Here is a 24,058-nt window from a genome sequence, read left to right on the forward strand (position 1 = left end):
TCTTCCCAAAGGAGAAACCTTCCATGCCTCTCTCGACAATGAACGCACTTATGCCCTTCGCCCCCTTGCTCTTATCAGTGTAGGCGAACACGATGTAAGTGTCGGCAATGGATGCATTCGTAATGAAAACCTTACGCCCGTTGAGCACGTATTCGTCGCCTTCCTTTATGGCGACGGTCTCGATGGAAGCGGCGTCGCTCCCGGCGTTCGGCTCTGTGAGTGCGAACGCTCCGAGCTTCTCGCCACGCACCATTGGCTTCAAGTACTTCTCCTTCTGCTCCTCGCTACCGGCAAACAACAGCGGATACGTGGCGCCGATGCTCACTGAGCACATGAATGCGGCGTCGACTGAGACCCTCGCAAGCTCCTCCGCCGCAAGCACGTAGCCCATGAGTCCTGCGTCGGCGCCGCCAAGCTCCTTCGGAAACGCCAGCCCGAAGAGGTTGAGCTCTGCTATTTTTCTGATGACGTCTTCAGGGAGCCGCCCCGCACTCTCGAACTCTGCAAGCCTCGGCGCCAGCTCACGCTCGGCGAACTCCCGCACCATGTCCCGCAGCATGACATGCTCTTCCTTGAGCTCGAACATTTAACCACCTCTCTAAAATTGGCTTCAATTTAATTTCTCGTTTCGGGCGTGTAGGCTTACGGCTTTAAGGACTTGTTATCTACTGCGACGACGCCCGCCGCAGCGACCCCCAACCTTCAAGGGGCTTACGGTGCATTTTGAAAAGTCGCACGCCGAGCACGCAGCCCACAGCGCTCGGAGCTACGCCGTTTTGCTTATGCGTTCTTGCTCCTGCCGCTCGCCTGCCTCTGTCACGTTAGGTTTTGCTTTGAAAACACCTTGTAATTCCTCAAAAATCATGTCTACGACTTTAGGGATGGCGTTCTTGACGCTTGGTGTCATTTCCGTACCGAATTCGTCAACGCACTCGACCTCAACGCCAATAATCACGATGTCTCGTGGCATCTCCTGCGGCACGCACTTGTAGCCGAACTCCAAGGCGGTGATAATGTTTGTGTCGTGCGGCGACGTGAAGTGCAAAGCCTTCGAGAAATCCTTAAGCTCAAGTCGGTAAACCTCGCCTGCCTTGCCGCCTGCGACTATTCCGTCAATTATTATGACCTTCTCGTAGCCCAAAAGCATCTCAAGGACGTTAAAGCCGCCAGTACTTGCCTCTCCCACTTCTATTATTACGTTTTCCGCAAAATCAGCGTCATTCAGCTGCTTTAAAGCCTCTTTGAATGCGTTGGCAGCGTGAACGCCGATGCCATCGTCCCGCAGTATCGGGTTGCCTATGCCGAGTATCAGGATTTTCATGTTTGGAAATGCGTCTTAGCTAAAGATAAAAACGATGTTTTTGCCCAACCCGTCCTTAAATTTAAGTCTAACACGGTCCAAAGTATAACGGTAAAAGGGTCTCAAGGGTGAAATTGTGGATATAAGTGGTTAAAGATAATTTCTCAGGTAGCCGCAGTAAAAGCGAGAATGAATTGCTTGAGAGCAAATACGGCTGCAAGCTCAGCAAATTTGAAAAAAGAGTAGAAGCAGCAAAAGAGGAAAACTTTGAGGAGTGAGACGGTTATATAGAGTGAGAAGCGTATGTGGAAGTTTGTGGGACTTAGAATCAAGACTAAGAGAGGTCAGCAATGCTAATAACGTTACGATTGTTTAAAGATAACAGAATTGTTGAATCTTATGAAGTAATTGTATTATCAAATGTGAAGATGCTGAAGAAGAATCCCGCAGCGGCTAATGATATGGAGCGGTTTAAAAAGAGAGTTGAAGGGCTGAGCGTCAAAGAAATTTAGCAAGAACTTTTTTCTTCCTCCTCATTTCGGCGCATTCATTGCATCGAGCATCACCGCTACGAACAACGAAAACATTATTCTTCTATCGCAGTGACCCTTGCTTTACTGTCATTTATTTTCGCGCTCCACACGACGACGGTTCAAGCCTCCTACGTAAACGTCGTTGGACATCTTCGAGCCTTTAAAGCCGGTGCGGTTTGGTGCTCTTTACCTGAGCGCGTTTCTGCTGATTGATGCGTTGGCGGGCGTTGCGTTCGCAGTGCCCCGAGCGTTGTCGTCCTGACGGCGAAACACCCGACGACAGCCGCGCTCCTGTTGCTCTTGGGTGTTAATGGGAGTCCTCGTCGGGCATGCTGTCGTTTACTCATTTTCCCTCTTCGGGCTGCGAATTTCTTACGACCCCTCAAAGTGACAGTTTTTGAAGAACATCGTCAAGATTTTAGGCTTAACGCTGTCATGAAGTGCGTCTTGCGCTCTAAGTACCTTCAAAATTACTTGACGCGATACAGCGAGGAGTTCACAAGAATTTTTGCCAAGTACTCCATCGTTTTCCCGTTTTCCACCGCTTTGATATTTGAGGTTGAAGAAACGTGCTTCTGCTCGTTGGTTATTTTGCGGCATTTTTGTTGCTGTAGTATTTTGCGACGAGCAGGGTTTAGCGAGGCGTTTTGGAGCCGGAATTCGTTTTGGGCGTGGCGACGTGTGGCGTGAAGGAATTACGAGATGCAGGCTCGTCAAAGCTCTTGGCGATGGGTTTTAGCGATGCCGCTGAAGGACTTGAAAATAATTTTCAGGCGGATTTCGATGGTTGTCGGGTTTTTAATCCCGATTTACTTCATCCTGCCGCAGGTTTTCGTCTCGTTGCGTTGCGGAGCGACGGGAAATCGAGCTTTTGAAGGCTATGCCGATAACAAAGGGACAGTTCGCCACGAACAAGGCGCTTTCGGCATCCTTTGCGTCCGTAATCCCCGCGGCGGCGTTGGCAGCGTCTTCGAGCGTTCTTCGTTGCTTCTACTTCCGCTTGCGGCTCTTTTGCCGCTTGACGTCTCGTTGCTGACTATGCTATTTTTGTTCAGTTATGAAGACGATGAGCTTGGCGTCCCAGAAAGAAGCATTTTACAATCTATCACTCTCTTTGCGATTAATTAATGGCAGCTACTGGTCGTCGTCGTGCTACCCGCTGGGCTCTTGTTCCGTCTCCGGTGGTGAATGCATTAAGCTACGGCTTAGCAGCGCTTTGGCTGGGCTTGATTGTTAAAAGATTCAACCTTGAAAACCGCTTAGACCGAACCCCTTCGCTTATATCAAGTATAACGGGGAAAATAAATGCGTGGCTGCAACGGAGCTGGTCAAGGCGGAGGCGTTCACGAGCAAGAAGTATGGATGCGAGCCAGAGCACAGGAGCATTCCAGGGTTGATAGAGCGTGGTGTCGTGGTCATCGACAAGCCAAGGGGACCAACGTCACATCAAGTAACACTATGGGTCAAGGAGATTCTGGGGGCGAGGAAGGCGGCGCACGTCGGCACGCTTGACCCAAAGGTTACAGGCGTCCTTCCAATACTCCTCGGAAAGGCAACGAAGCTCTCGGGTCTGCTGGCGAGCGAGAAAGAGTATGTCTGCCTGATGCGTCTTCACAAGGAAGTCAAGCCGTCCGTGCTAAAGCGGGTGTGTAAGGAGTTCGTCGGCAGCATTTACCAGCGTCCGCCATTGAAGTCGGCAGTGAAACGTCGCATCCGCATCAGGAAAATCTACTCGCTGGACGTTCTGGAGGTTGAGGGCAAAGAAGTTTTGTTCAGGGTGCGGTGCGAAGCCGGCACCTACATTAGGATGCTCTGCCATCACATCGGGCTGGCGCTCGGCGTCGGCGCTCACATGTTTCAGCTCCGCCGCACTAAAGCGGGCGTTTTCTCAGAGAAAGACTCCATCACACTTCACGACCTAAAAGACGCTTACGTTTTTTACGAAGATGGCGACGAGAGTTTTTTACGCCGTATTCTGATACCGATGGAGCAGGCGGTGCGCGAGCTTCCGTATGTGGTAGTGAAGGATACCGCCGTCGATGCGATTTGCCACGGTGCAGACCTTGCAGCGCCTGGCATCGTGCAGCTCGACCGTCGTATTAACGCCGGCGACGCAGTCGTGGTCTTTACGCTGAAAAGGGAGGCTGTTGCTGTCGGCGAGGCGAAGCTCGACGCCGTAGAAATGCTGAGGGCCGAAAAGGGAATCTGTGTCGAAACGAAAAAGGTTTTGATGGAGCCCGGCACTTACCCACGTTGTTGGGGCGGCAAAAGTAGCGGCGAGGGCGTCTCTGATGCTTAAGTCAGAACTTCCTCAAGCCTCCCCTGCTCTGCCGCTTCCTTTATCTCAAGGGCAATCCGCCGCCCCATGAACATGTTTTCGCCATGTCGGAGGTATGCGTAGGGCGATGTGCCGATGCCAACGTTCGTGCCGGCGACGATGCGGGCTGATATTTCGAAAGTGTAAATTTCAAGGTTTTCGGTAATCACGGTTTCGAGACAGAAAGCGCCGATGATGCCAGGCATCGCTATTTTCTCAGACGCCTCGACCACGGCGTCGCCCATCCTCAGGATTTCTGCAAGCAAAGACTCTCTAAGCATCAGTGGAATGTTCCCGACGACGGTGTAAGTCGGACTTAAGTCAAGTTGTAGCTGCTCCGACGCAGGAATCTTCCAGAGAGCGTCCACATTTGCCTCGTAGCGTCGGTCTATTGCAAGAAGTTCTGTTTCTTCGTGCAACAATGAGCGGAAATACGAAGGATAGACGTTCACACCGACAACATATTCCTGAATATGCACATCCCTTAAGTCCTCCTCACGCAAAACCCCCACTTTTAAAAAACTTTCAGCCTTTTTCCAGAAGTCTTCAGGTGAGCTTGTAAGGAAGTAGCCACGCCCGCCGCGGGCGCCCGGAAACTTAACAATAACAAGACGGTCTATTTCGTCAGGGCTTTTAAAGACTTTAGGAAGGCGGAGCCCTGCCCTCCTCAGCCAGCGCTCCTGAAGCTCCCGATTCGTCTCCCAGACGAGCAGTTGCTTGTTCCCAAACATCGGGACTCTTAGCTTCAAAAGTTTCTCTGTCGGGATGTAAGCGTTAAAGGAGCCATGTGGCACGAGTATCGTATTTAATTCGAGCAGGCGCTCCTGAATTTCATCATTGGCAAGCTCCTCAAAGCTTTCCACGCTGATCATAACGTCAGCAACTCTAAAACGCTCATACACAAGCTCGTCGCCGTGTTTGCAAACGACGACTGTGCGGAAGCTCTCGTCCTTTGCCCCCTTTAAAATATTCAAAGCGGAGTGCGAGCCAAGCGTCCCAATGCTCAGCTTTGAGACGTCGTAACCTTCCAGCATGAAATCACCGGCTGGCTGAGAATTGGTTGTCTCAAAATATATATGCTCGGATGAGGAACGTAAAGCGATGAGGTTCGAGTTGGTGCCGCCGTCCTCGACAGCGTGGGTCGTCACGCTCTCAATAGTTGTTGTGTGCTTAGCGCTGCTACTTCTCTTCGCTTACATCGCTTACAGCATGCGGAACGTCACCGTCGAGGTCGAAAACGACGGTCTCAGGATAAAAGGCAGTCTTTACGGACGCTTCATCCCAAAAGAGCAAATAATCAAAAACGGCATCCGCACGCTCGACCTGAGCGTCAAGAGCGAATATAAGCCGAGAATCAGGACGAACGGCATAGGGCTCCCCGGCTACAAAGAGGGCTGGTTCAAACTTAGAAACGGCAAAAAAGCCCTGCTCTTCGTGACGAGCAACACCGTCGTTTACGTCCCGACAAACAACTTTGCGGTCATGCTAAGTGTTAAAAACCCTGAGATATTCGTTGAGACATTAAAAACGCTTTAAACTAATTGATACAGTTTCCTCTCTACGATGTGAGCATTTGCCGTCTGCTACTAACCGCTTATCGGAGCATAGTGCCGACGCCGGCGTCTGTAAAGAGTTCGAGCAGGAGAGAATGAGGCTTCCGCCCATCGATGATGTGGCAGACGACGCCAACGGACGCCGCTTTTACGCAAGCTTCAAGCTTTGGGAGCATGCCACTCTCCACGACACCGCCCTTAATGAGTCGCCGAGCTTCGTCTCTTGAAATCTCGGAAATCAATGTTGAAAGGTCTCTAGGGTCTCTAAGGAGTCCGGGGACGTCCGTAAGTATTATCAGCTTTTTCGCTTTTAGGGCGGCTGCGATTTCGCCGGCGGTGGTATCCGCATTCACATTCAAGCTGTTACCCTGCTCATCTACAGCAATTGGCGAGACCACTGGGATGTAGCCGTGCGTTACGACCATCTTGATGACCTCGGGGTTGATCGCCTTAATTTCGCCGACCCAGCCGAGGTCCACCTCCTCTTCAACGTCGCCCCGCCGCACTCTGCGCAGCTTTTCGGCGATGATAAGCCTGCCATCGTTGCCCGAGAGCCCGATGCCCTTCCCCCCGTGCTTACTGATGAGCGAGACGATGCGCTCGTTCACGCTCCCCACGAGCACCATCCTGACGATTTCCATAGTCTCGTCATCCGTAACCCTGAGACCGGCGACGAACTTCGGCTGCTTGCCGAGGCGTTCCATGAGCCTCGTTATCTCAGGACCGCCGCCGTGCACCACCACCGGATTTATGCCAACGAACCGCAGGAGAACGACGTCCTTAATGACGTCCTCCATCGTTGCCTCGTCGACTAGGGCGTGCCCACCGAGCTTAATCACCATCGTCGAGCCGTAAAACTCCCGAATGTAAGGCAACGCCTCTATCAGAATTTTCTCCCTGCTCATGGTTGCCGCCATAAATAAATGGGAGAACGAATTAATAAGATGTCCATCAAACTAAGCTGGGGTGGGGCATTTGCCCGACGAGATCAGCATCCCGATGCCGGAAGGCGTGGAAGTGGAAATTAAAGAGGGAAATGTAAGAGTTTCAGGACCGAAAGGCGTGGTCGAGCGGCGGCTGTGGCACCCGAACGTGAAAATAGAGCGGGAGGGGCAGAGCGTTTTCGTGCGTTGGGAGGCGCCGCGGAGAAAAGTGAGAGCGGTCGCGGGCACATTCGCAGCGCACATCAAAAACATGATAACCGGCGTGACCGAGGGTTTCACATATAAATTAAGGGTGGTGTATTCGCACTTCCCGATACAGGTGAAGGTCGTGGGCAATAAAGTGGAAATTTCAAACTTCCTCGGCGAGAAGCGCCCGAGAGTTGCGGAAATCGTCGGGGACGTGAAGGTTGAAGTTAAGGGCAGGGACATCATCGTAACAGGCATAAACAAGGAAGCGGTGGGACAGACTGCTGCTAACATCGAGCAAGCGACAAAGATAAAAAGAAGGGACCCCCGCGTTTTCCAAGACGGAATCTACCTCGTCGAAAAAGCCGTCGGCAGCGCTTAGCTCGTCTTATTTGTGCGGAGCGGCATAGCTTTCTGCGTCGCTCGTTGTTTTCGCTTTAAGCCTTAGGGATTCACTGTTGCTGCCTCTGTCGGCGTGGGCGACGGTGATGCCGTTTTCGGTGGCGGTGTTGTTGCTGGTGATGAAGGCATCATTCCGACCGGGATATAGCCCCACATCCCAAAGACCTCTTGCCCCTCAGGTCCGAGCACGAACTCTATAAACTCGCTTTCCAACGGGTCCGGCTCACCTTTTGTTATTAGGTAAAGCTTCCTTGAGATTGGATACTCACCGCTCATCACGTTTTCGTGTGAGGGCTCGACGCCGTTCACTTTTATGGCCTTTATGGAGGCGTCGACATAGCCGATGGAGAGGTAGCCGATGGCATGTCTGTCCGTCGAGACTGTGGCTCGGACGTCGCCGTTCGAAGGCTTAGTGAGCGCCGCCGCCGACATTTCGACGCCAAAGGGCTTGAGCACATGCTCTTCGAACGTTGCCCTTGTGCCCGAGCCGTATTCCCTCGTGACGACGTGAATTTCAGCGTCCTCCCAGCCCAACTCCCGCCAGTTTTTAATTTCACCGCTGAAAATCCTCGCAATCTGCTCAAGCGTCAAATTTTCAATAGGATTGTTCGGATGGGCGATGATTGCGATGCCATCCGCCGCCACGGGTATGAGGTTTAAGTTCGGATAAAGCTCAAGCTCCTCGGACTTCACGTCCCGAGACGCCATCCCTATGTCTATGTTTCCGGCGCCGACCGCCTTGATGCCGTGCCCGGAGCCGCCGCCCGCCACCGTTATCCTGACGGCGGGATGCTGCTCCATGAAGAGGCGGGCGCACTCTTCAATCACGGGCAGAAGCGTCGTAGAGCCTGCGATTGTCAGCCTCTGATGCTCCACGCAGCCGCAGACCGACACTAAGAGTAAAAACAACGCTAAGATTTTCTTCGACATGGTTTCACCTGCGTTTCTGTTTGGCTGCTGTTACTTAAGTCTTCATGCAAATCAAACCTGATAAGCTATGACAGGTGTGGAAGAAAATTTCGAACGTGGAGAGGACAAGAGCAAAAAGTTAGAGTCGTGGATGCCGAAGCAATATACACAACGATTCCTGAGGACGTTCTGGAGGGTTTAGAAAGTTATCCCGAGGGAACGTCACGCAACGCCAACCTGCTGAGTCTTCAAATATGAGGATTGCGGTTCTGGCATTGTAAAAGGGCTACATACCGACGCATTGAACGGCGCGAAGAAGCTCGTGGGCTGAGACGCAACAGCCCCTTAAGTCGCATCTTGCAACCCTGTAAGCGCCGCCGAAGGGGTTGAGGAGGTCTAGCTCCTTGAAAGGACAATTCGAGTCGTAAATGTGGATATAAGCGAGTGCTTCCATCCCTACGATTTTGTAGGCGACAGTTGCGTTGGGCGTTCCGGCGATGTTCCTAATTACGGGGTTGTAGACGTTGAAGACCGCAGGCTCGGCTCGAGCATTCTTTTAACATCTCGTATTCTCTGGACTGGTTGAAACGAAGTGAGAAATACGCAAATTGGGATTGTAGGAATTTCTTTAGAAGAACCTTATTCACCAAAGCCCCTTGCATCCTTTGTGATTCCGTATGTATGTTCATAGTTCGTTGGGGAGGGTGCTGTGTTTCAAGCTCGTAGCCATGCGGCGCTGCTTGATGCTCTCATGCTCGGATTCCACAATGCCTTCAACCAATGAGACTTTGAAGCATGTAGGTAGCTTAAAACGTAGAGACGACTATCAGCAAAAGTTTCCTCAAGCCCCTACGAGCCGAAGACGCTCGTAGGTGTAGATATAAACGAGAACTTCGTTGCGCAACGTGCGGGCGAGTTTTGAGGTCGTTAATCAGGTTTCGGAGACGCCCCATCGCAACATTTTTATCTTTCTGTTGCTTGCAAGACCCCATGCGTAAGCGTGGGGATACGCAAGGGGAGGAGGGTGGGTTAGATTTAGATACTTCTCTGAACACATATTCTCTTGTAGCCCACTCCTTAACGAGAGGGGTGGGATGCGGTTCGTGACCGCCCTGAAGGTGCATGAGCTCAGAGCGTGAAGCTCCGAGTGAACGCCCAACCTCGCAAGCTTCACGGTGGAAGCCCCTTGCGTAAGCGAGGGGAGGAGGTCACCTCGTCATGGGAGAACAGAAACAGTGAGCATGAATAAGTTTGTATATATTCCGACAAATTAAATGAAATATCAACTTGGGTGAGTTCTCAGCACCTAGGGCAGAGGTACGTTTACGTTTTGCCGACAGCGACGAGCGAGAGCAGGACGTAAGGTGGTTCATCCCCGAAAACCAATGCTTCGCTGCAAGTCGTAAAAGTATTTGACTTTACAGCTGTGTTCGACCATGGAGGCGACGACGAACGCCTCTTCGACAATTTTTCCGATGCAGAACGCACCATGCCCGACGGCGATTGCCGCCTTATGCTCTGTTAGGGCGTCTGCGAGGTTTTTCGCGAGCTCCTCAGTGCCGGCGCCGCCGTGGACAAGCGGGATTTCGTGTAGGAAGTAAGAGCCTTCAGTGTCCACTGGCACGATTTTTCTCTCGCCACGAGCGCCGCAGAGCAGCGACAGCACGACTGCGAACGGCGAGTGCGTGTGTATTATTGCGAGCGCCGATGTATTTTTGTAGATTGCACGGTGGACGTTCGCCTCCGACGACGCAATGATGTCGAGGCTCGACGGCTTTTCCAAATCGACTTCGACGACACTCGCCTCGTCGAGCTCGTCGAGCATGGCGCCGCTCCTACTGATTAGCATCTTGCGTCCGATTCGTGTGCTGATATTTCCAAAGTGCGAGGAAACGAGCCCGCTTTCCACGAGTTTCCTCCCAAATTTCCTTAACTCCTCATGCATTTCCAGTTTTCTTCTGTGCAGCTCTTTTCTGCTCTCCTATTATCTTATCAAGGATTTTAAGGAATTCGGCTTCTGCACCTTCAGGGATGGCAGCACCCGACGCTACTGGGTGCCCACCGCCCCGCCCTCCGACGGCGTTTGCGGCTGTGGCTACGGCTTTTGCGAGGTCGATGCCTTGCGAGAGGAGAGTTCGTGAGCAGCGCACTGAGATTTTCGTCTCTTTACCCTGATTCTTATTAATCGTGGCGACGGATTTGTCGGGGGAGATGTAGCGGGCGATGATGCCGGCGAGGACGCCCGTGATGTTCTTCTCTCTCACATAGAAATATCTAAGGTTCTCGCTGGAGGGCATCCCCTCCCGGACTCTTTTCAGCTCAGCAACGAGCCTACTTTGGAATTTTCTGTGCAGGTATAAAGCCTCGTCGAGGGCGCTCTCATCGCCCATGCAGAGGGCGACGGCGACGCCCATCTTGCCGAAGCGTCCGACGGCGTCAAGTGTCTTTGCAAAGCTCGCTCCATCCTTTATGACCTCGAAGTTCAACGTGTAAACGTCTCCTATCAGCGCATCACGGCTCGCCGCCGACGCTCTCGAAAGCAGCCCCGCAGTAAGCCGCTCCAGCTCCGCCTCCGAAAGTTCATTAAGCCGCCTCGTGCCGTTGACTTTCATGTCCGCTAAAAACGCCTCTACCAGCTCGGGCTCGCCCGCAAACTCCAAATACGGGTCGGTGCAGAAGAGGAGCATATCTTTTATGACGCCTGCGCCCAGCCGCAGCCCCCGCCGCACAGAAACGACGCCCGCTCTCACAGCTTCTTCCAAGATTTCCCTGTTTATTCCGGTCATCACTTGCTTATCGCCGAGCGCCCCGGCGATTGCGAGCCCTGCGAGCTCCACGTTCTTCTCATCCACACACTTCACCAGCAGGTATGAGATGCCTGCGGAGGAGACCTCGTCCATGCCGTTTATCCCAAAAAGATAAGGGTTCACATGCAGTATGCCGTCTTTTTGCTCCCTTTCGCAGATATGATGGTCTAAAACCACAGTTGTGCCTTTTAAGCGGGGCAGGTTGCCGAGCTGCCCGCTCCCCATATCGCAAAAGATGACAAGCTCTTCATCCAACAAATTTTCCAAGAGCAAAGAGTCCAGTTTGCCAACGAGGGACACATGGAATTTAATTCCAAGGCGATGCAGCGCATTGCATAATATTCCAGCGGCTGTTATGCCGTCAGCGTCATAATGTGAAATTATTCTCACAAACTTATGCTCTTTTATAATCTCAGCGGCTTCCTCCACGGCTCTTTGCAGCCCTTTCATCATGGGTTATTCTCAAGTATGCATGCCTTAAAGCTTTTTGGAAGTAGTGCGGTTGAAATTCAAGAGGCGGCTGCGAAATTCAAAACCTTCGCCCGCATTGCGGTTAAGTCCACAAGCGTCGCACGGCACGGTACCGGCTCTATGCTCCTTTTCTTCTGATATTTCGTCTGCGCCTGCCACGTCCCTGAATTTATGAGCAGGACGCCCCTGTATCTTGCGACGCCGACGGTATGCGAGTGCCCGCAGTGCAGCACGTCCGGCACGCTCTCGATGACGGCATGGTCCTCACCGCCCTGTGGGAGGATTGGGACGCTCTTCCCGTATATCGGGGCGAGATGCCGCCGCCTCAGCAACTCCATCATTAGTTTTAGAGGCTCCTCGTAGCTTAGCCCCGGAATTTCGCCGATGATGTCGTCGAAGGACTGCCCGTGATACACGACGATATGTCTGCCCGCGATTTCGAAGGTTGCAGGGCTGCTGACAAAATGCACGTTCTTCGGGAACATCTCGGCGATTTCGCCCGAAAGTGGCGGCTGCGGCTCCGCCTGCCGCACAGCGTCGTGGTTTCCGGGCGAGATTATTATGTGTGCGTGGCGGATTTCCCGAAGATACGCGGCGGCGAGCTCATACTGCTCGTAGATGTCTTTAATCAGAAGCTCTTCCTCCTGCCTTGGGTAGATGCCGATACCGTCGACGACGTCGCCAGCGACGACCACGTAAGAAATATCGGTGCGCCGTTTTAACCAGTCTATGAAGCGATTCCACCGTTCTTCTAAAAACTGTTTGCTACCAAAGTGCATGTCTGAGATGAACAGCGCCTTATGCCCCTCCGACCCGTTTCCAATCTTCTCTCTTTTCTCATTATAAAGTGGAACCTCAGGATAAACAATCCTCTCAGCAATGAGGTATCTGTGGTCTTTGGTCAAGCGTCCCGTTACGCCGACAACCTCATCAAGCAGGAGGTTCACGTCTTTCTGGAAAATCACAGGAATAGTGCCCGTAGGGTCTTCGAGTTCGGCGATGACGTTGCCCTTCCGGGTCTTCGCCACGGAAGAGACGAGCCCGATGACAGAAACCTCAGAATCGCCACTCTTAACCCGCTTTATTGGTCTTGCGTTTATCCTTGCCTTTAATATCTTACTTATCCTCTTGTATCTATCGAGGAATAGCTGTTGGAGCTGCATTTGCGGCTGTTGCGGCTGTCGGGAGCTGTCGTTGAAGGATTTTATGATTCGGGGCGCTGGCGCCGTGCCCCCCACCTGCTCTAAATCTAAAAGCACTTTTCGCTCTAAAAGCTTTTCCACATGCGCCCTTTCTATGACGAGGAGCGAGTCCCCGAAAACCTTTTTCACATCCTCCACGAGCCTTTGTAGAGAGCCCTCATACTTTTTCAGCAGCGGAATTGCTTCAGGATGGACTTGGTAGCCGATGTCCGCAAATAACTTCACTATTTCCTTTTTTCCCGTCTTGCTCAAAGCCATTTTTCAATACGGGCTTCCAAGTGCTTCTTCGGGAGCGCTCCGATGATTTGGTCGACGAGCCTGCCGTCCTTATAAATCATGAGCGTGGGAACCGCCATTATCCCGAGAGAGGCGGCGGTCCGCATGTTTTCGTCGGTGTTCAGCTTGCCGAAGACAACACGCCCGGCATACTTCTTCGCAAGCTCCTCTATTATCGGCGCTATCATCCTGCACGGCGGACACCACGGCGCCCAGAAATCCACGACGACGAGCGGATATTTCCGGATTACCTCTTCGAAGGTCTCGTCAGTTATAACCAAAGGGTGGTCTATCTCCTGCATCTTCATCCTCTCCCTAATTTTTGCCTCCAGCTCTTTCTGCTTCTTCATCCTTATCTTTCTTAATTCTTCCTCACTCATCTTTCAGCACTCAATCATTTCAGCACTCAATCATCTCAGCAATTCCAGTAACTGTTTTAAAATCATGGCGGTGGCGCCCCAGATTTCCTCGCCGTCACACACCCATCTGTCGCCCTTAAAATTCCTCTCATCGAGAAACTCCGAAAGCGGCACCGCAAAAACCCGTGCAACCTCACGCACATTCGCTTTAAACTCATAAGGGTAAGGAACCAGCGCTACAAAAGGCGTGATTATGTACCTTGAGCTTAACGTCTTTACATCGTCGAGCGCCCCGAGGACGCTGACGTCGTCGGGCTTCAATCCTATTTCTTCCTCGCACTCCCGCAGCGCCGTAGTTAGCAAATCGCCATCCTCCTCTTCGTAGGCGCCTCCGGGGAATGAAACCTCGCCTTTGTGGTGCTGCACCTCCTCGGTCCTTTTTATGAGGAGTATGTGGCACTTCTCGTCCTTTTTGAAGACAGGAACCAAAACCGCAGCTCTTGAAAAATTTTCATCCTCCATCGTCTTTCTATCCCGCTTTGAAAGGGCCGCCCTTAGCCTCTCCACCATTACCCTCAATTGGAGGCAAATATAATTTATCTTTTACCTCGCTGTTGTTTTGAGAGAAGAAACATACATACAGTTGACGGAATTGTTGTTAAGACTAACGGGAAATGCATATGCCGAGATTAACGTGAAACCTTGGAGGAGTAAGATGAGTCATATTCCGAAAAGTATGTAACTACTTTGCTTTTTTCAGGAAGAGACAAAAACATAGATGCAAGGAAAATCCGTGATTATTGATAAATGCCCCGCTCAGGCATATAAGAGCGAGGGGGGTGAGTCCCGTAGGTGAGCGGGTTGCGCGGGGCTGTTTTTCTTTGAAGATGTTTAAAGAAACTCGCAGGTGAGTTTAAAATGAAACAGACCCCTAAGAAGGGCGTAGCTCCGTAAGGTATTTTCCCCACTTAGAGTATTTAGTAATAATGCTTTGCATCTTAATACCGTCGTCGCTGACGATAGACGTGGCGGACGAGAGGGTGAAAACATATAAAGTGGGGCAGGTGGCGAGAGCCGCCTCGATATTCTGCGTTGACGAAATTGTGATATACAAAGACAGAGAGCACGATGATAGCCGCTTCATAGAGAAGGTCTTGAAATACGCGGAAACGCCGCAATACTTGCGGAAGCGTCTTTTTGGCTTGGAGCCGGAGCTGAGGTTTGTGGGACTCATCCCGCCGCTGCGGACAAAGCACCACCCCACGGCGTCAAAGAAAGCAAGCTTGGAGGTTGGAGAGTTTAGGGAGGGGGTCGTAGTGAGCAAGGACGCCAAGAAGGCGTTAGTGGACATAGGGGTGGAGGAGTATGCCGTCCTGCGGCGGGGCGGCGATGCTCGTGGGCGGGTGACCGTGAAAGTAGTTTCAAAGGAGCCTTTGGAGGTGCAGCTTGCGAGGCGTGAGGAGATTCCGTTTTATTGGGGCTACGTCGTGCGACGAGGTGGGAGTCTAGGGAAAACCCTAAAGAAATCGGGGAGGAAATGCAAGATCATATTCACGTCAAGGCTCGGCGTTTTCGATGTGGAGCCAATGAAGAAAATATTCAAAGGCGACATTGCGTTCGTCTTCGGCTCGCCGAGTCGGGGCTTGAAGGAAATTTTAGCAGATGAGGGCTTGACTTATGAGGACTTCGGCGGGCACGTCGTGAACACCGTGCCGGGACAAGGCACCGCCACCGTAAGGACCGAAGAAGCCATCTTCTGCACACTCGCAGCATACAACATTCTCCGCCACTAATCACTTATTCGAAGCTTCAAAGGACGCCTTTCTTTTTATCAACGACTCAAGAAATGTTTTTTCCTCGATTTCCTTCACGTTCTTGAAGAATTCAAACACTGCCTTTGTGTAAGGGCTCTCCTCATTTATCGTCACGACCCTCGAACGCCCTATTCGCTTCTCTCTTAACACCCCTATGCTCTCCAAGTCGTTTATCGCTTTCTTCACTGTTATATGACTCCTGTTTATGATGCGGGATATTTCTGAGATGTTCTCTGAAAGGTCCATGTTCTCGTAATATAACTTCATTATCTTAAAATGCGTGGAGTTCCCCACGAGCTTATCCAAAGCACTCATACAGATTGATGATAAAAAGTTTAAGATATAAAAAGGTTTATGCAGTTCATTGGTGAGCACCTGTCAGCGAGGTAAATCCCACATCGTCGTTCCTACGAGCGTCTTTCCTGCGAGGGCAAGCACGAAAGTTTAAATACGAGAGTCGGCGACTTTCACAGTGATGCATGCGAGGAGGCTGCGTTCGTTGCCGCCGTATCTTTTTGCGGAGATTGACGAAAAGAAGGCGCAGAAGAAAAAAGAGGGCGCTGACATCATAGATTTGAGCGTCGGCGACCCGGACTTGCCAACGCCGCCGCACGTTATTGAGGCGTTATACGAGGCGGCGAAGGACCCGCAGAATCACAGGTATCCGTCGTATGAGGGGCTGCTGGCGTTCAGGGAGGCAGTCGCCGAGTGGTATAAGCGGCGGAAGGGCGTGACATTAGACCCTGAAACAGAAGTGCTGACGCTCATCGGCTCGAAAGAGGGTATCGCACATGCGGCGTTTGCGTTTCTCGATGCTGGCGACGTTGCGTTAGTGCCGGACCCGGCGTATCCCGTATACAAGAATGCGACGGTGCTCGCCGACGCCGTCCCCCACGAGTTGCCTCTGACTGAAGAAAATGAGTTTGAGCCCTCCCTCTCAGAAATCGACGTGGATATTGCCAAGAAAGCGAAACTTTTGTTTTTGAACTACCCCAACAACCCGACAGCGGCGGGCGCCTCCAAGGAGTTCTTTAAGGAGGTTGTGGACTTCGCAAAGGATTACGGCGTTATCGTCATGCACGATAATCCATACTCGGAAATAACCTTCGACGACTACAAAGCGATGAGCTTCCTTGCAGCCGACGGCGCCTTTGAGGTGGGCGTGGAGTTCAACACGCTCTCCAAAACTTACAACATGACCGGTTGGAGAATAGGCTACGTCGTCGGCAACGCCGACGTTTTGAAGGGCATCAGGGAAATAAAAACGAACGTGGATTCGGGCGTGTTTCAAGCGGTGCAGCTCGCGGCGGTCGCCGCCCTCAAAGGTCCGCAGGACGTCATCGAACGCAACGTCCGCACGTATAAAGAGCGGCGGGACGCCCTGATAAAAGGGTTAAGAGATGCTGGAATAAAGGCTAAGACGCCAAAGGCGACATTTTACGTCTGGGCGAAGGTTCCTGAGAGCTATTCGTCGTTAGAGTTCGCAACGCTGCTCCTTGAGCGGACGGCGGTGGTTGTGACGCCCGGTATTGGTTTTGGGGCACACGGCGACGGTTACGTCAGATTCGCGCTGACGACGACTGTTGAAAGGATAAAGGAGGCATGCGAGCGGATTGAAGATGCTTTAAATGTGTAACTTTGCCGTAGAAGTATCCCCTCTCGATGTAGCTGAGAGATGTTCGTAAGTTATTTATGCAACTTCCTCAAATGTCCTTCCGCCCTTTGCAGCTTGGGGCTGGGCGATCTAAGATGCGGAGGTTTAACCTCGATGGGCCAGCAGTTAGAAGATAGGGCTAAAGCCCTTTTTGATTATCTTCAAGAAGTCGTTAGGCTCGGTCTTAGAGTGTTTCGAACGGTTGAAGAGCATCAGGAGGATTTTATTCTCTTCCAAAACGAGTTGCCCGATGCCCCCGGTGTTTTTCTATTTACAGCTTCGGGGGATGATTTGTTCTGGCTCTCAATCCATCGTCAAAACATACCAAACCCTCCTAAAATCCCCAAAATCCTTGAAGGCTGGGTTGAAGTTTCTAATAGTCCGGATAAGGAGCCACAGATAATTGAACGGCAACTCATCACAGAAGGAAAAAATCAGAAGGTGGTTAGCTTTCATGAAAATAAATCTAGGGAGAATGCATTTAGAAAGTATCTTGAGAAATGGGAACAATGGGCGAAAAAAGCTAGAATTAAGAAGAAAGTGCAAGCTCTGTTTGACAAGTTGTTTAAAGTTAACGAGCGGTTAAAGTATGATGAGCAGCTTGAACTTATATGGGGGCATGGTCTCCTCCTCTGGAAAGGCAATAAGTATATGATCAAGTATCCGCTGGTAACGCAGCGCATGGTTATTGAATACCGTGCCAGCGAGGGTGTGATCCACATATTCCCGGAAGATGACGCAGAACCCAAGCTGGAGCTTGACGTATTAATAGACACTGGGTTGCCTGATTTGTCTGATGTTCGAGGGCGGTTCGTAAATGCCCTCCGAGCAACGGAGGAAGCTACGTCTCAGGGATCTACGTATCCCCTCGACTTTTGCTTCCCTATTTTGAGAGAAATAGCAGGGAGATTGGCTCCGGATGGAGAATTCATTGAGCTCTCCGAGGTTGACAACCTAATCCCTAACAACAAATTGCGTATCGTCAATTGCTGGGTCCTTTTCCTGCGCAAACGCCGCCAGGACGCCATAATGCGGGATATAGAATCTTTTCGTGACAAGCTTAGGAAAGGGGGGAAGGCGGTTAAGCCGCCGGGAGCGCTCCTGTCATTTGTCCGTGAGCCAGAAAAGAAGCCTCGGCGAGATGAGGGGAAGGAGTTTGACGAATGGAAGGTGGTCTTGGATAAACAAATACTGTTCCCCAAGCCCGCAAACTATGAGCAAATCCAAATCCTTGACCGTATTGAGCGCTACGATGGTGTCGTCGTCTGGGGGCCTCCAGGAACCGGGAAGAGCCATACCATAGCCAATTTGATTTGTCACTTCATGGCTAAAGGCAAGCGGGTGCTGGTCACCAGTCAGAAGGATCAAGCCCTCACCGTGCTTCACGACATGCTCCCTGAAAAGCTAAGACCGCTCTGTATGAGCGTGTTAAGCAATGTTCGTGACGGCCGAGAAAGATTAGAGAGAGCGGTCGCCACCATTACAGAAATTGTTTCCTCATCACAGCCTGACGCGCTTCGGAAGGAGATGGAGGAGCTTGAAAGCAAGCTTGATAAGCTCCGTGAAAGATTGACTACCATTGAAAGGAAAATAAAGGAGTTATCCTCCGCCCAGTTCAGGTACGTCAAGTTCGACGATGAGGAACTTTTGCTTGCTGAGGTCATCAAGAGGGTAAAGGAGGAAGAGGGAAGACATACCTGGCTTAAGGACTCGCCGAAGTATAAGGTTAAAGTCGAATGCTCCGGCAAAAGAGAATTTGTTCATATAATAGCGAAGCCCCCTCTTTCCGAAGAAGAAATTGAAGAACTCAAAACGTTACGGAGACGCCTTTATAGTCATCTAGACGAGCTTTCCTACGATTTGCCGAAGGCGGAAGACTTGGTCACTGGAGCAGAGTTTCAAAAAATTACGGAGGACTTTCAGAGAAGTATTCAAATCAATAATGCCATACAACAGTGCATTCCGGGACTTCTGTTCAAAAGCGAGAGTGAAAAGGCTCTGGAGGCCTCGCTTAAAGCATTGGAAAGATTAAAAAGTTACTACCAGCGGATTAGCGAGAGCTGGCAGCGCCTACTGCTGGCGAGGTTGAAAGAAGGGTCCATCGAAGCGGATAAGATTAAACAGGCTATCAAAAACCTCAGTATAGAGGTTGAGAAGCTGAAGAAGCTCTACCAAGCTCGAGACCTGCTTCAAAGCATCGCTTTGCCGGAGGATTTTAGCTTGGAGGAGTTAGAGGCTTATGTCGTCCAAGCTGTGGACCGTTTAAAAAGCGGGAAGAAGCCTTTTGGATTTTTTGATATGCGGAAGAGGCGGGCTTTGAACTCGGTGCTCATAAACGGCAAAGTTCCCGGAACAATGAAGGAATGGGAGGACATTTTAAACTACATTCAACTTTTAACCGCTATTAAAGAGCTTAAACCCCGGTGGAATAACTTCGCTCGAAGTATAAATGCTCCACAGTTGCCTGAAGACGAAATATTGGAGCAGGACGCCAGAGAACTGCTGTCCCTGATCGAAAAATCGAAGGCACCCCTTCACTATGAAACGGTCTGCCTACCAAAGACCCGACGGATTCTAAGCTCCTTGCTCATAGGTGTGGACGAAGTTCTTACCGAGGCTAATTTTGAAAGAATATACGGAGCCTTAAAGCTCAAAAAGGAGGCAAAAAGCCTCCAACGCTCAGAAGCGCTGCGGAAGAGGTTAATGAATAACTTGCAAAGAATTGCCTCCAAGGGCAAACCACATCCGATAGTATGGGAACTGATCGAGTGTCTCAAAAACAACGACAGGACGAGCATCGAAAGGTGGGAAAAGGCTTACCGGCAGGTGAAGGACTTAGATTCTTTGAGGTCCGAATACGAACGATTCAACAAGTTACTCAATAAACTGGCAAAACAGGCTCCGTCATGGGCAAGCAAATGGAAGGAGCCGGGTGTTCCCGAGGACGAACTCTGTCCCCCTTATTGGCAGAGGTCTTGGTGGTTTAAGGCACTGAGGAAATATGTTCAAGATGTCTCCAATAAGATCAAAACGATTTCCCAGTTAGAGGATGAGCAAAACAGACTTATAAGTGATGTGAGGAAGACAAAAGAAGAGCTTGTGTTTGTAAAAGTGAAGCTCAGCTTAATAGAAAACTTGACTGAAGCCCAATTAATGGCGTTGAAGAGGTGGCGCCTTGCAGTTAGAAAGCTTGGCAAGGGTAGAGGGAAATACACATGGCAGAGAGAGAAGTTGGTTCAAAAGGAAATGCGGCAGGCAAAGGACGCGGTACCTGCATGGATCATGCCTCTATACAGAGTATCTGAGACGACGCCTTCGGAATTCGGCATCTTTGACGTTGTCATCATAGACGAGGCGAGCCAGTGTGACATACGAGCCTTGCTTGCGATAGCCAGAGGCAAGAAGGTCATCATTGTCGGCGACCCTGAACAAATCAGCCCACAAGCTGTTGGCATCCTTCTCAATGAAGCCCAAAGACTCATCAAAGCGCATTTAAATGATATCCCCAACTGGGATTATTTCAGCCCGGAGACAAGTTTATATGATTTAGCCGAGATAGTATTCAGTGGACAGGGCGTGCTGATGCTGAAGGAACACTTCCGCTGCGTCCCTGAAATTATTGAGTTCTGTAACAGGCTTTGCTACCGTGATGAAATCCTCCCCTTGCGCAATCCACCGCCCGAGGAGCGCTTGGAGCCCGTTTTAGAGAGCGTCTTCGTCGAGGGAGGATATCGTGAAGGCAGATTGAACATCAACAAACCGGAAGCAAGGGCGATATGCGAAAGGATTCGACAAATTGTAAACGACCCACGATACGAAGACAAAACCATAGGAGTAATTTCTCTCCTTGGCAATGAACAAGCACGCTACATCTTTAACATAATCGATGAGTATATTACGCCCGAACAGCAAGAGAAGCACAAGTTCCGTGTAGGCGATCCCTATACCTTTCAAGGCGACGAACGGGATATAATCTTGCTTTCAATGGTAGTCGGAGCTAGCGATGAGAAAAGATCGACCACTTTGGCCTATGACGACAAGCGATATAGACAGCGCTTCAATGTAGCTGTTAGTCGGGCTAAAGACAAACTAATCCTTTTTCATTCTGTAAGGCTCGATGAACTAAAGCCCGAGGATCTGCGATATCAGCTGCTCTATTATATTCAGAGCAAGATACCACCTGGGATGGAGAGGAAGAAATTCGAGGAGTATAAAAGGGGAGGAAAATTTGAATCTCCTTTTGAGGAGGCGGTTTATCGCTGGTTGACGCGCCGAGGGTATCGTGTCACCCCGCAGGTTAAAATTGGTCACTATCGCATAGACTTAGTTGTGGAAGGCACCAATTCACGACTCGGCATAGAGTGTGACGGCGACAGGTGGCACCCCCCAGAGAAGTGGTGGGCAGATCAAATCAGGCAAAGGCAGCTTGAAAGGATGGGCTGGACGATCTGCAGAATTTGGGGAAGCGATTTTTACAGCGACCCAGATGCAGCTATGAAGCCTATACTGCTTAAGCTTCGTGAAAAGGGCATTACCCCAAGCAACCCTTTACCTTCAGTATAAAAGACATCAAAAGCACCTCTATGATTTATTATTGTCAAATAGGCGTCTCATACGTTCAGCTTTGTTTGGGAGTGTTTTATACAGGTATTGGCTTTCTTTCTAGTAGCTAATTAACTCAATGTCAAATTGTCGCTCGGGCGTTAACTTACGGCAGCAGAACGACCAGAAAGATGGTGATGACCTTAGCAAGCATGCTGGAGGAGAAGGCGACAGTTGCGATTTTCACGCCGAACCTGCCGAACAGCGAGACATACATGGCGAAGGAGAACTTGACGTAAATCATCGTGATGACAATCATGCTGCCGAGGAGCAGAGTTATCAGCGCCTGCTTATACGTTATGGTGTGATTTTCGAGGAGGAAGGAGACAGTAGCGTATCCTGCGGAGAAATGTGCGAACTGCGCAACGAGGGCGGCAACGCACTCGCCGGGCAGGCTTAAGAGGCGGAGGAGCGGCTCGAAGGCGGCAGCGATGAGATTCATGATGCCGAACGCCGTGAGCACGTCCATGACGAGCAACGCCACGAGCATCGCTGGAATTATCCTTTTAAGAATGTTTCCGGAGCTTTTGACACCTCGCATCACAGCATCCTTAAAGGACGCTCTGCCGGAGTAGACAGGCTCAATATGAGCATCATCTCCACCGCTTTTGCGCGTTCTCCAGCGATTCTCACCCTTTTCGCCAGCGGCGAGCCTTCTGCTGATGGCTAATCCCCAAGCCGCCTGTATAAAAGCGGAGAACAGCGTGAGGGCGATGTAGAGCGTGCCGATAATGGGTCCAAGAATGACTATGGCGAGCGGCGCTTGAACTCTGAGCAGCGTCTCGCCAAGCACTGTCGGGAACGTGCTCATCAGGACAGTTACGATGGTTTCCGCCTCCGAAGCCTCACCACGCTGGTAGAAACCGGCGAGCATGGACTTCCCGGCGGTGGGGCTGAAGAAGCACGTGAGTAGCGAGACGGCACAGCCCTCCGGCAGCTTTGAGAGGCGGCGCAGCGGCTCTACTGCGAAGAAGAGTTTCCTTGTGGTGCCGGTCTCCACGATGATGTTTGCGAGCGTGACGCCGAGCGCCGTGAGCGCCACGACCTTCAAGTAGAACGCTACGCCGCCAAGCATGATTAATTTTTCACCTTCCTAACTTATGACTCACATCGCAAATTATTTATGCATCTTGCCTGTAATAATGCTACTGGAGGTGACCATATGGAGAAATTGGTAACTAAAAATAACACGATGCATCACGGACTTCATGGCTGTTGGTGGAAGGCAAGGCTGCGACGCCGTAGTATGGCAAAAGCGCTCGCTCTGAGCTTCGTAGCGCTTGCTGTTCTCATTGCGGCGACGCCAGCGGCTGCGACTGAATACCCCATCACCATCGTGGACTCTGCTGGCAACACAATCGTCATAGAGGAGCCGGTTGAGAGAATAGTGACGCTCACCACGGATGCTGCAGAAGTGATAAGGGCAATAGGCGCCGCTGACAAGGTCGTAGGCGTCTCGAAATACGTCGTGCAGGATGAAGTCTTCTTCCCGGAGCTGAGCCAGCTACCGAACGTGGGTTCCTGCTTTTCGCCCGACGTTGAGACAATCATCGAGCTGGAGCCGGACATCGTCATCGCATACGTGAAGTGGCCGACGCCGGACAAGCTCGACGAGCACCTCGAAGGCACCGGCATCAAGGTCGTGCGTTTAGACTTCTACAAGCCGTCAAACATGAGTGAGGAGGTCGAGAAGCTGGGGCTGATTCTTGAGCGTGAGGACGAGGCTGCGGAGCTTGTAGAGTGGTATGCGGCGAAAATGGATGAAATAGAGAGCGTTGTGTCCGGAATTCCGGATGAGGAGCGTGTACGCGTCTATTTCGAGATGTACACGGATTACAAAGCATGCGGGCTCGGCTCTGGCGGGCATGAGATGTTAACGCTAGCAGGTGGTAGGAACATCGTTGTTGAAGAGGGCATCACTGATGACTACCCGGAAATTGACCCTGAGTTTGTGGTGGATGAGAATCCTGATGTAATTGTGAAAGCACTCAGCGACAGCAGAGCTTCGAACGGTTACGACGAGGAGGATCCGACGCCGATGAAGGAGTATCGAGAGACCATGATGGGGCGTCCGGGTTGGGATGAGGTCGCAGCGGTGCAAGAGGGGCGTGTTTACATGCTCTCTGCTGACATCTACGTGGGACCTGCGTATCCTGTCGGCGTGGCGTATCTCACGACGTGGTTCTACCCCGAGGAGGCGGCGGCAGCTGGAATCAAACCGCGCTCGTGGCACAAAGAGTATCTGGAAAGGTTCCATAACCTGGGCTACTCCGGCGTTTTCACATATCCGCTTCTTTTCGGCGATGCGAACATAGACGACGTGGTTTCGATCAGGGATGCGCAATGGATCGCGAAATACGACGTCGGGCTCGTGGATGACGGCGCAATCGACGTTGCGGCAGCTGACGTCAATGGTGACGGGCGTGCGACGGTCACGGATGCGATGCTCGTCGCGAAGTTCATCGTCGGGCTTATCTCAGAGTTCCCAGTGGAGGCATGACAGGTGGAGAGAATGCCGGCGGCGGCGTGTGGAGCAGCGTGCGACGTTTGCGCACTTAAAGATGCCTGCGGGGCGTCTTAGCCACATCAAGGAGAAGTTTGGGACGTCGTGTCCGGTCTTGGAGTGCGCTGCGAGAAAGGGCGTGGATTTCTGCTTGCGGTGCGCCGACTTCCCCTGCGGGACGCACTGCGAGCACGGCATGCCCTTTAGCTAGAGGTTCCTTAACATG

Annotated in this window: 22 protein-coding genes; 9 read left to right on the forward strand and 13 right to left on the reverse strand. The window is 51.4% G+C overall.

Annotated elements, in window-relative coordinates; translation table 11 throughout:
- Together ACXJJA_RS02760 and ACXJJA_RS02765 are read right to left on the reverse strand one after the other, a co-directional pair.
- The coding region (locus ACXJJA_RS02760; protein WP_456486700.1) for an acyl-CoA dehydrogenase family protein at nt 1–586 on the reverse strand (586 nt) is incomplete at its 3' end.
- Nucleotides 587–766: 180 nt separating this feature from the next.
- Entirely contained in the window at nt 767–1,321 is a 555-nt protein-coding gene (locus tag ACXJJA_RS02765; RefSeq protein ID WP_456486701.1) for a hydrogenase maturation protease, read from the reverse strand.
- A gap of 1,253 nt (nt 1,322–2,574) precedes the next feature.
- Here ACXJJA_RS02765 and ACXJJA_RS02770 point away from each other — a divergent pair.
- Both ACXJJA_RS02770 and ACXJJA_RS02775 read left to right on the forward strand, forming a co-directional pair.
- On the forward strand, nt 2,575–2,961 hold the full coding sequence (locus ACXJJA_RS02770; protein WP_456486702.1) for a hypothetical protein: 387 nt from the start codon (nt 2,575–2,577) through the stop codon (nt 2,959–2,961).
- A 181-nt stretch (nt 2,962–3,142) separates the two neighbouring features.
- Complete coding sequence (locus ACXJJA_RS02775; RefSeq protein WP_456486703.1) at nt 3,143–4,132, forward strand: RNA-guided pseudouridylation complex pseudouridine synthase subunit Cbf5; 990 nt, start codon at nt 3,143–3,145, stop codon at nt 4,130–4,132.
- On the opposite strand, the gene ACXJJA_RS02780 is transcribed toward ACXJJA_RS02775, so the two are convergent.
- Nucleotides 4,129–5,184 (reverse strand): formate--phosphoribosylaminoimidazolecarboxamide ligase, encoded by a 1,056-nt coding sequence (locus tag ACXJJA_RS02780; RefSeq protein WP_456486704.1) that lies wholly within the window; start codon nt 5,182–5,184, stop codon nt 4,129–4,131. The two genes, ACXJJA_RS02775 and ACXJJA_RS02780, sit on opposite strands and share 4 nt — an antisense overlap.
- Nucleotides 5,185–5,251: 67 nt before the next feature.
- On the opposite strand from ACXJJA_RS02780, the gene ACXJJA_RS02785 reads away from it, so the two are divergent.
- The gene (locus ACXJJA_RS02785; RefSeq protein ID WP_456486705.1) at nt 5,252–5,686 is read left to right on the forward strand and encodes a PH domain-containing protein; all 435 of its coding nucleotides are present in this window, start codon (nt 5,252–5,254) and stop codon (nt 5,684–5,686) included.
- Between the two features lie 58 nt (nt 5,687–5,744).
- Here ACXJJA_RS02785 and argB read toward each other — a convergent pair whose 3' ends face one another.
- Nucleotides 5,745–6,620 (reverse strand): acetylglutamate kinase, encoded by an 876-nt coding sequence (gene argB / locus ACXJJA_RS02790; RefSeq protein WP_456486706.1) that lies wholly within the window; start codon nt 6,618–6,620, stop codon nt 5,745–5,747.
- 82 nt (nt 6,621–6,702) lie between these two features.
- Between argB and ACXJJA_RS02795 the strand changes: the two genes are divergently transcribed.
- Entirely contained in the window at nt 6,703–7,215 is a 513-nt protein-coding gene (locus ACXJJA_RS02795) for a 50S ribosomal protein L6 (protein WP_456486730.1), read from the forward strand.
- 62 nt (nt 7,216–7,277) lie between these two features.
- On the opposite strand, the gene ACXJJA_RS02800 is transcribed toward ACXJJA_RS02795, so the two are convergent.
- From ACXJJA_RS02800 to ACXJJA_RS02830, 7 genes are all read right to left on the reverse strand, one after another.
- Nucleotides 7,278–8,165 (reverse strand): phosphate ABC transporter substrate-binding protein, encoded by an 888-nt coding sequence (locus ACXJJA_RS02800; RefSeq protein WP_456486707.1) that lies wholly within the window; start codon nt 8,163–8,165, stop codon nt 7,278–7,280.
- 265 nt (nt 8,166–8,430) lie between these two features.
- On the reverse strand, nt 8,431–8,598 hold the full coding sequence (locus ACXJJA_RS02805) for a hypothetical protein (RefSeq protein WP_456486708.1): 168 nt from the start codon (nt 8,596–8,598) through the stop codon (nt 8,431–8,433).
- A 915-nt stretch (nt 8,599–9,513) separates the two neighbouring features.
- Nucleotides 9,514–10,089 carry an aldolase gene (locus ACXJJA_RS02810; protein WP_456486709.1) on the reverse strand — a complete coding sequence of 192 codons (576 nt, stop codon included), beginning with the start codon at nt 10,087–10,089 and terminating at the stop codon, nt 9,514–9,516.
- Entirely contained in the window at nt 10,082–11,404 is a 1,323-nt protein-coding gene (gene recJ / locus ACXJJA_RS02815; protein WP_456486710.1) for a RecJ family nuclease, read from the reverse strand. Before recJ ends, ACXJJA_RS02810 begins: the two co-directional genes overlap by 8 nt.
- 56 nt (nt 11,405–11,460) lie before the next feature.
- Complete coding sequence (locus ACXJJA_RS02820) at nt 11,461–12,882, reverse strand: DNA-directed DNA polymerase II small subunit (protein ID WP_456486711.1); 1,422 nt, start codon at nt 12,880–12,882, stop codon at nt 11,461–11,463.
- Nucleotides 12,873–13,280, reverse strand: coding sequence for a thioredoxin (trxA, locus tag ACXJJA_RS02825; RefSeq protein ID WP_456486712.1), 408 nt, complete (start codon nt 13,278–13,280; stop codon nt 12,873–12,875). Before trxA ends, ACXJJA_RS02820 begins: the two co-directional genes overlap by 10 nt.
- A gap of 30 nt (nt 13,281–13,310) precedes the next feature.
- Entirely contained in the window at nt 13,311–13,829 is a 519-nt protein-coding gene (locus tag ACXJJA_RS02830) for an NUDIX hydrolase (RefSeq protein WP_456486713.1), read from the reverse strand.
- Between the two features lie 416 nt (nt 13,830–14,245).
- Here ACXJJA_RS02830 and ACXJJA_RS02835 point away from each other — a divergent pair, with 416 nt between their 5' ends.
- Nucleotides 14,246–15,052: a putative RNA uridine N3 methyltransferase gene (locus ACXJJA_RS02835; RefSeq protein ID WP_456486714.1), complete on the forward strand. Its 807-nt coding sequence runs from the start codon at nt 14,246–14,248 to the stop codon at nt 15,050–15,052.
- Here ACXJJA_RS02835 and ACXJJA_RS02840 read toward each other — a convergent pair whose 3' ends face one another.
- Complete coding sequence (locus ACXJJA_RS02840; protein WP_456486715.1) at nt 15,053–15,388, reverse strand: hypothetical protein; 336 nt, start codon at nt 15,386–15,388, stop codon at nt 15,053–15,055.
- A gap of 160 nt (nt 15,389–15,548) precedes the next feature.
- Between ACXJJA_RS02840 and ACXJJA_RS02845 the strand changes: the two genes are divergently transcribed.
- Both ACXJJA_RS02845 and ACXJJA_RS02850 read left to right on the forward strand, forming a co-directional pair.
- Nucleotides 15,549–16,709: an LL-diaminopimelate aminotransferase gene (locus ACXJJA_RS02845; RefSeq protein WP_456486716.1), complete on the forward strand. Its 1,161-nt coding sequence runs from the start codon at nt 15,549–15,551 to the stop codon at nt 16,707–16,709.
- 93 nt (nt 16,710–16,802) lie between these two features.
- Nucleotides 16,803–21,290, forward strand: a complete 4,488-nt coding sequence (locus ACXJJA_RS02850; protein ID WP_456486717.1) for a PDDEXK-like endonuclease domain-containing protein — start codon at nt 16,803–16,805, stop codon at nt 21,288–21,290.
- Nucleotides 21,291–21,435: 145 nt separating this feature from the next.
- Here ACXJJA_RS02850 and ACXJJA_RS02855 read toward each other — a convergent pair whose 3' ends face one another.
- Nucleotides 21,436–22,404 (reverse strand): nucleoside recognition domain-containing protein, encoded by a 969-nt coding sequence (locus ACXJJA_RS02855; protein ID WP_456486718.1) that lies wholly within the window; start codon nt 22,402–22,404, stop codon nt 21,436–21,438.
- An 87-nt stretch (nt 22,405–22,491) separates the two neighbouring features.
- Here ACXJJA_RS02855 and ACXJJA_RS02860 point away from each other — a divergent pair, with 87 nt between their 5' ends.
- The gene (locus ACXJJA_RS02860; RefSeq protein ID WP_456486719.1) at nt 22,492–23,829 is read left to right on the forward strand and encodes an ABC transporter substrate-binding protein; all 1,338 of its coding nucleotides are present in this window, start codon (nt 22,492–22,494) and stop codon (nt 23,827–23,829) included.
- 28 nt (nt 23,830–23,857) lie between these two features.
- Nucleotides 23,858–24,043 carry a DUF3795 domain-containing protein gene (locus ACXJJA_RS02865; RefSeq protein WP_456486720.1) on the forward strand — a complete coding sequence of 62 codons (186 nt, stop codon included), beginning with the start codon at nt 23,858–23,860 and terminating at the stop codon, nt 24,041–24,043.
- Nucleotides 24,044–24,058 lie beyond the last annotated feature (15 nt).

The sequence above is a fragment of the Candidatus Alkanophaga liquidiphilum genome, assembly GCF_053996935.1.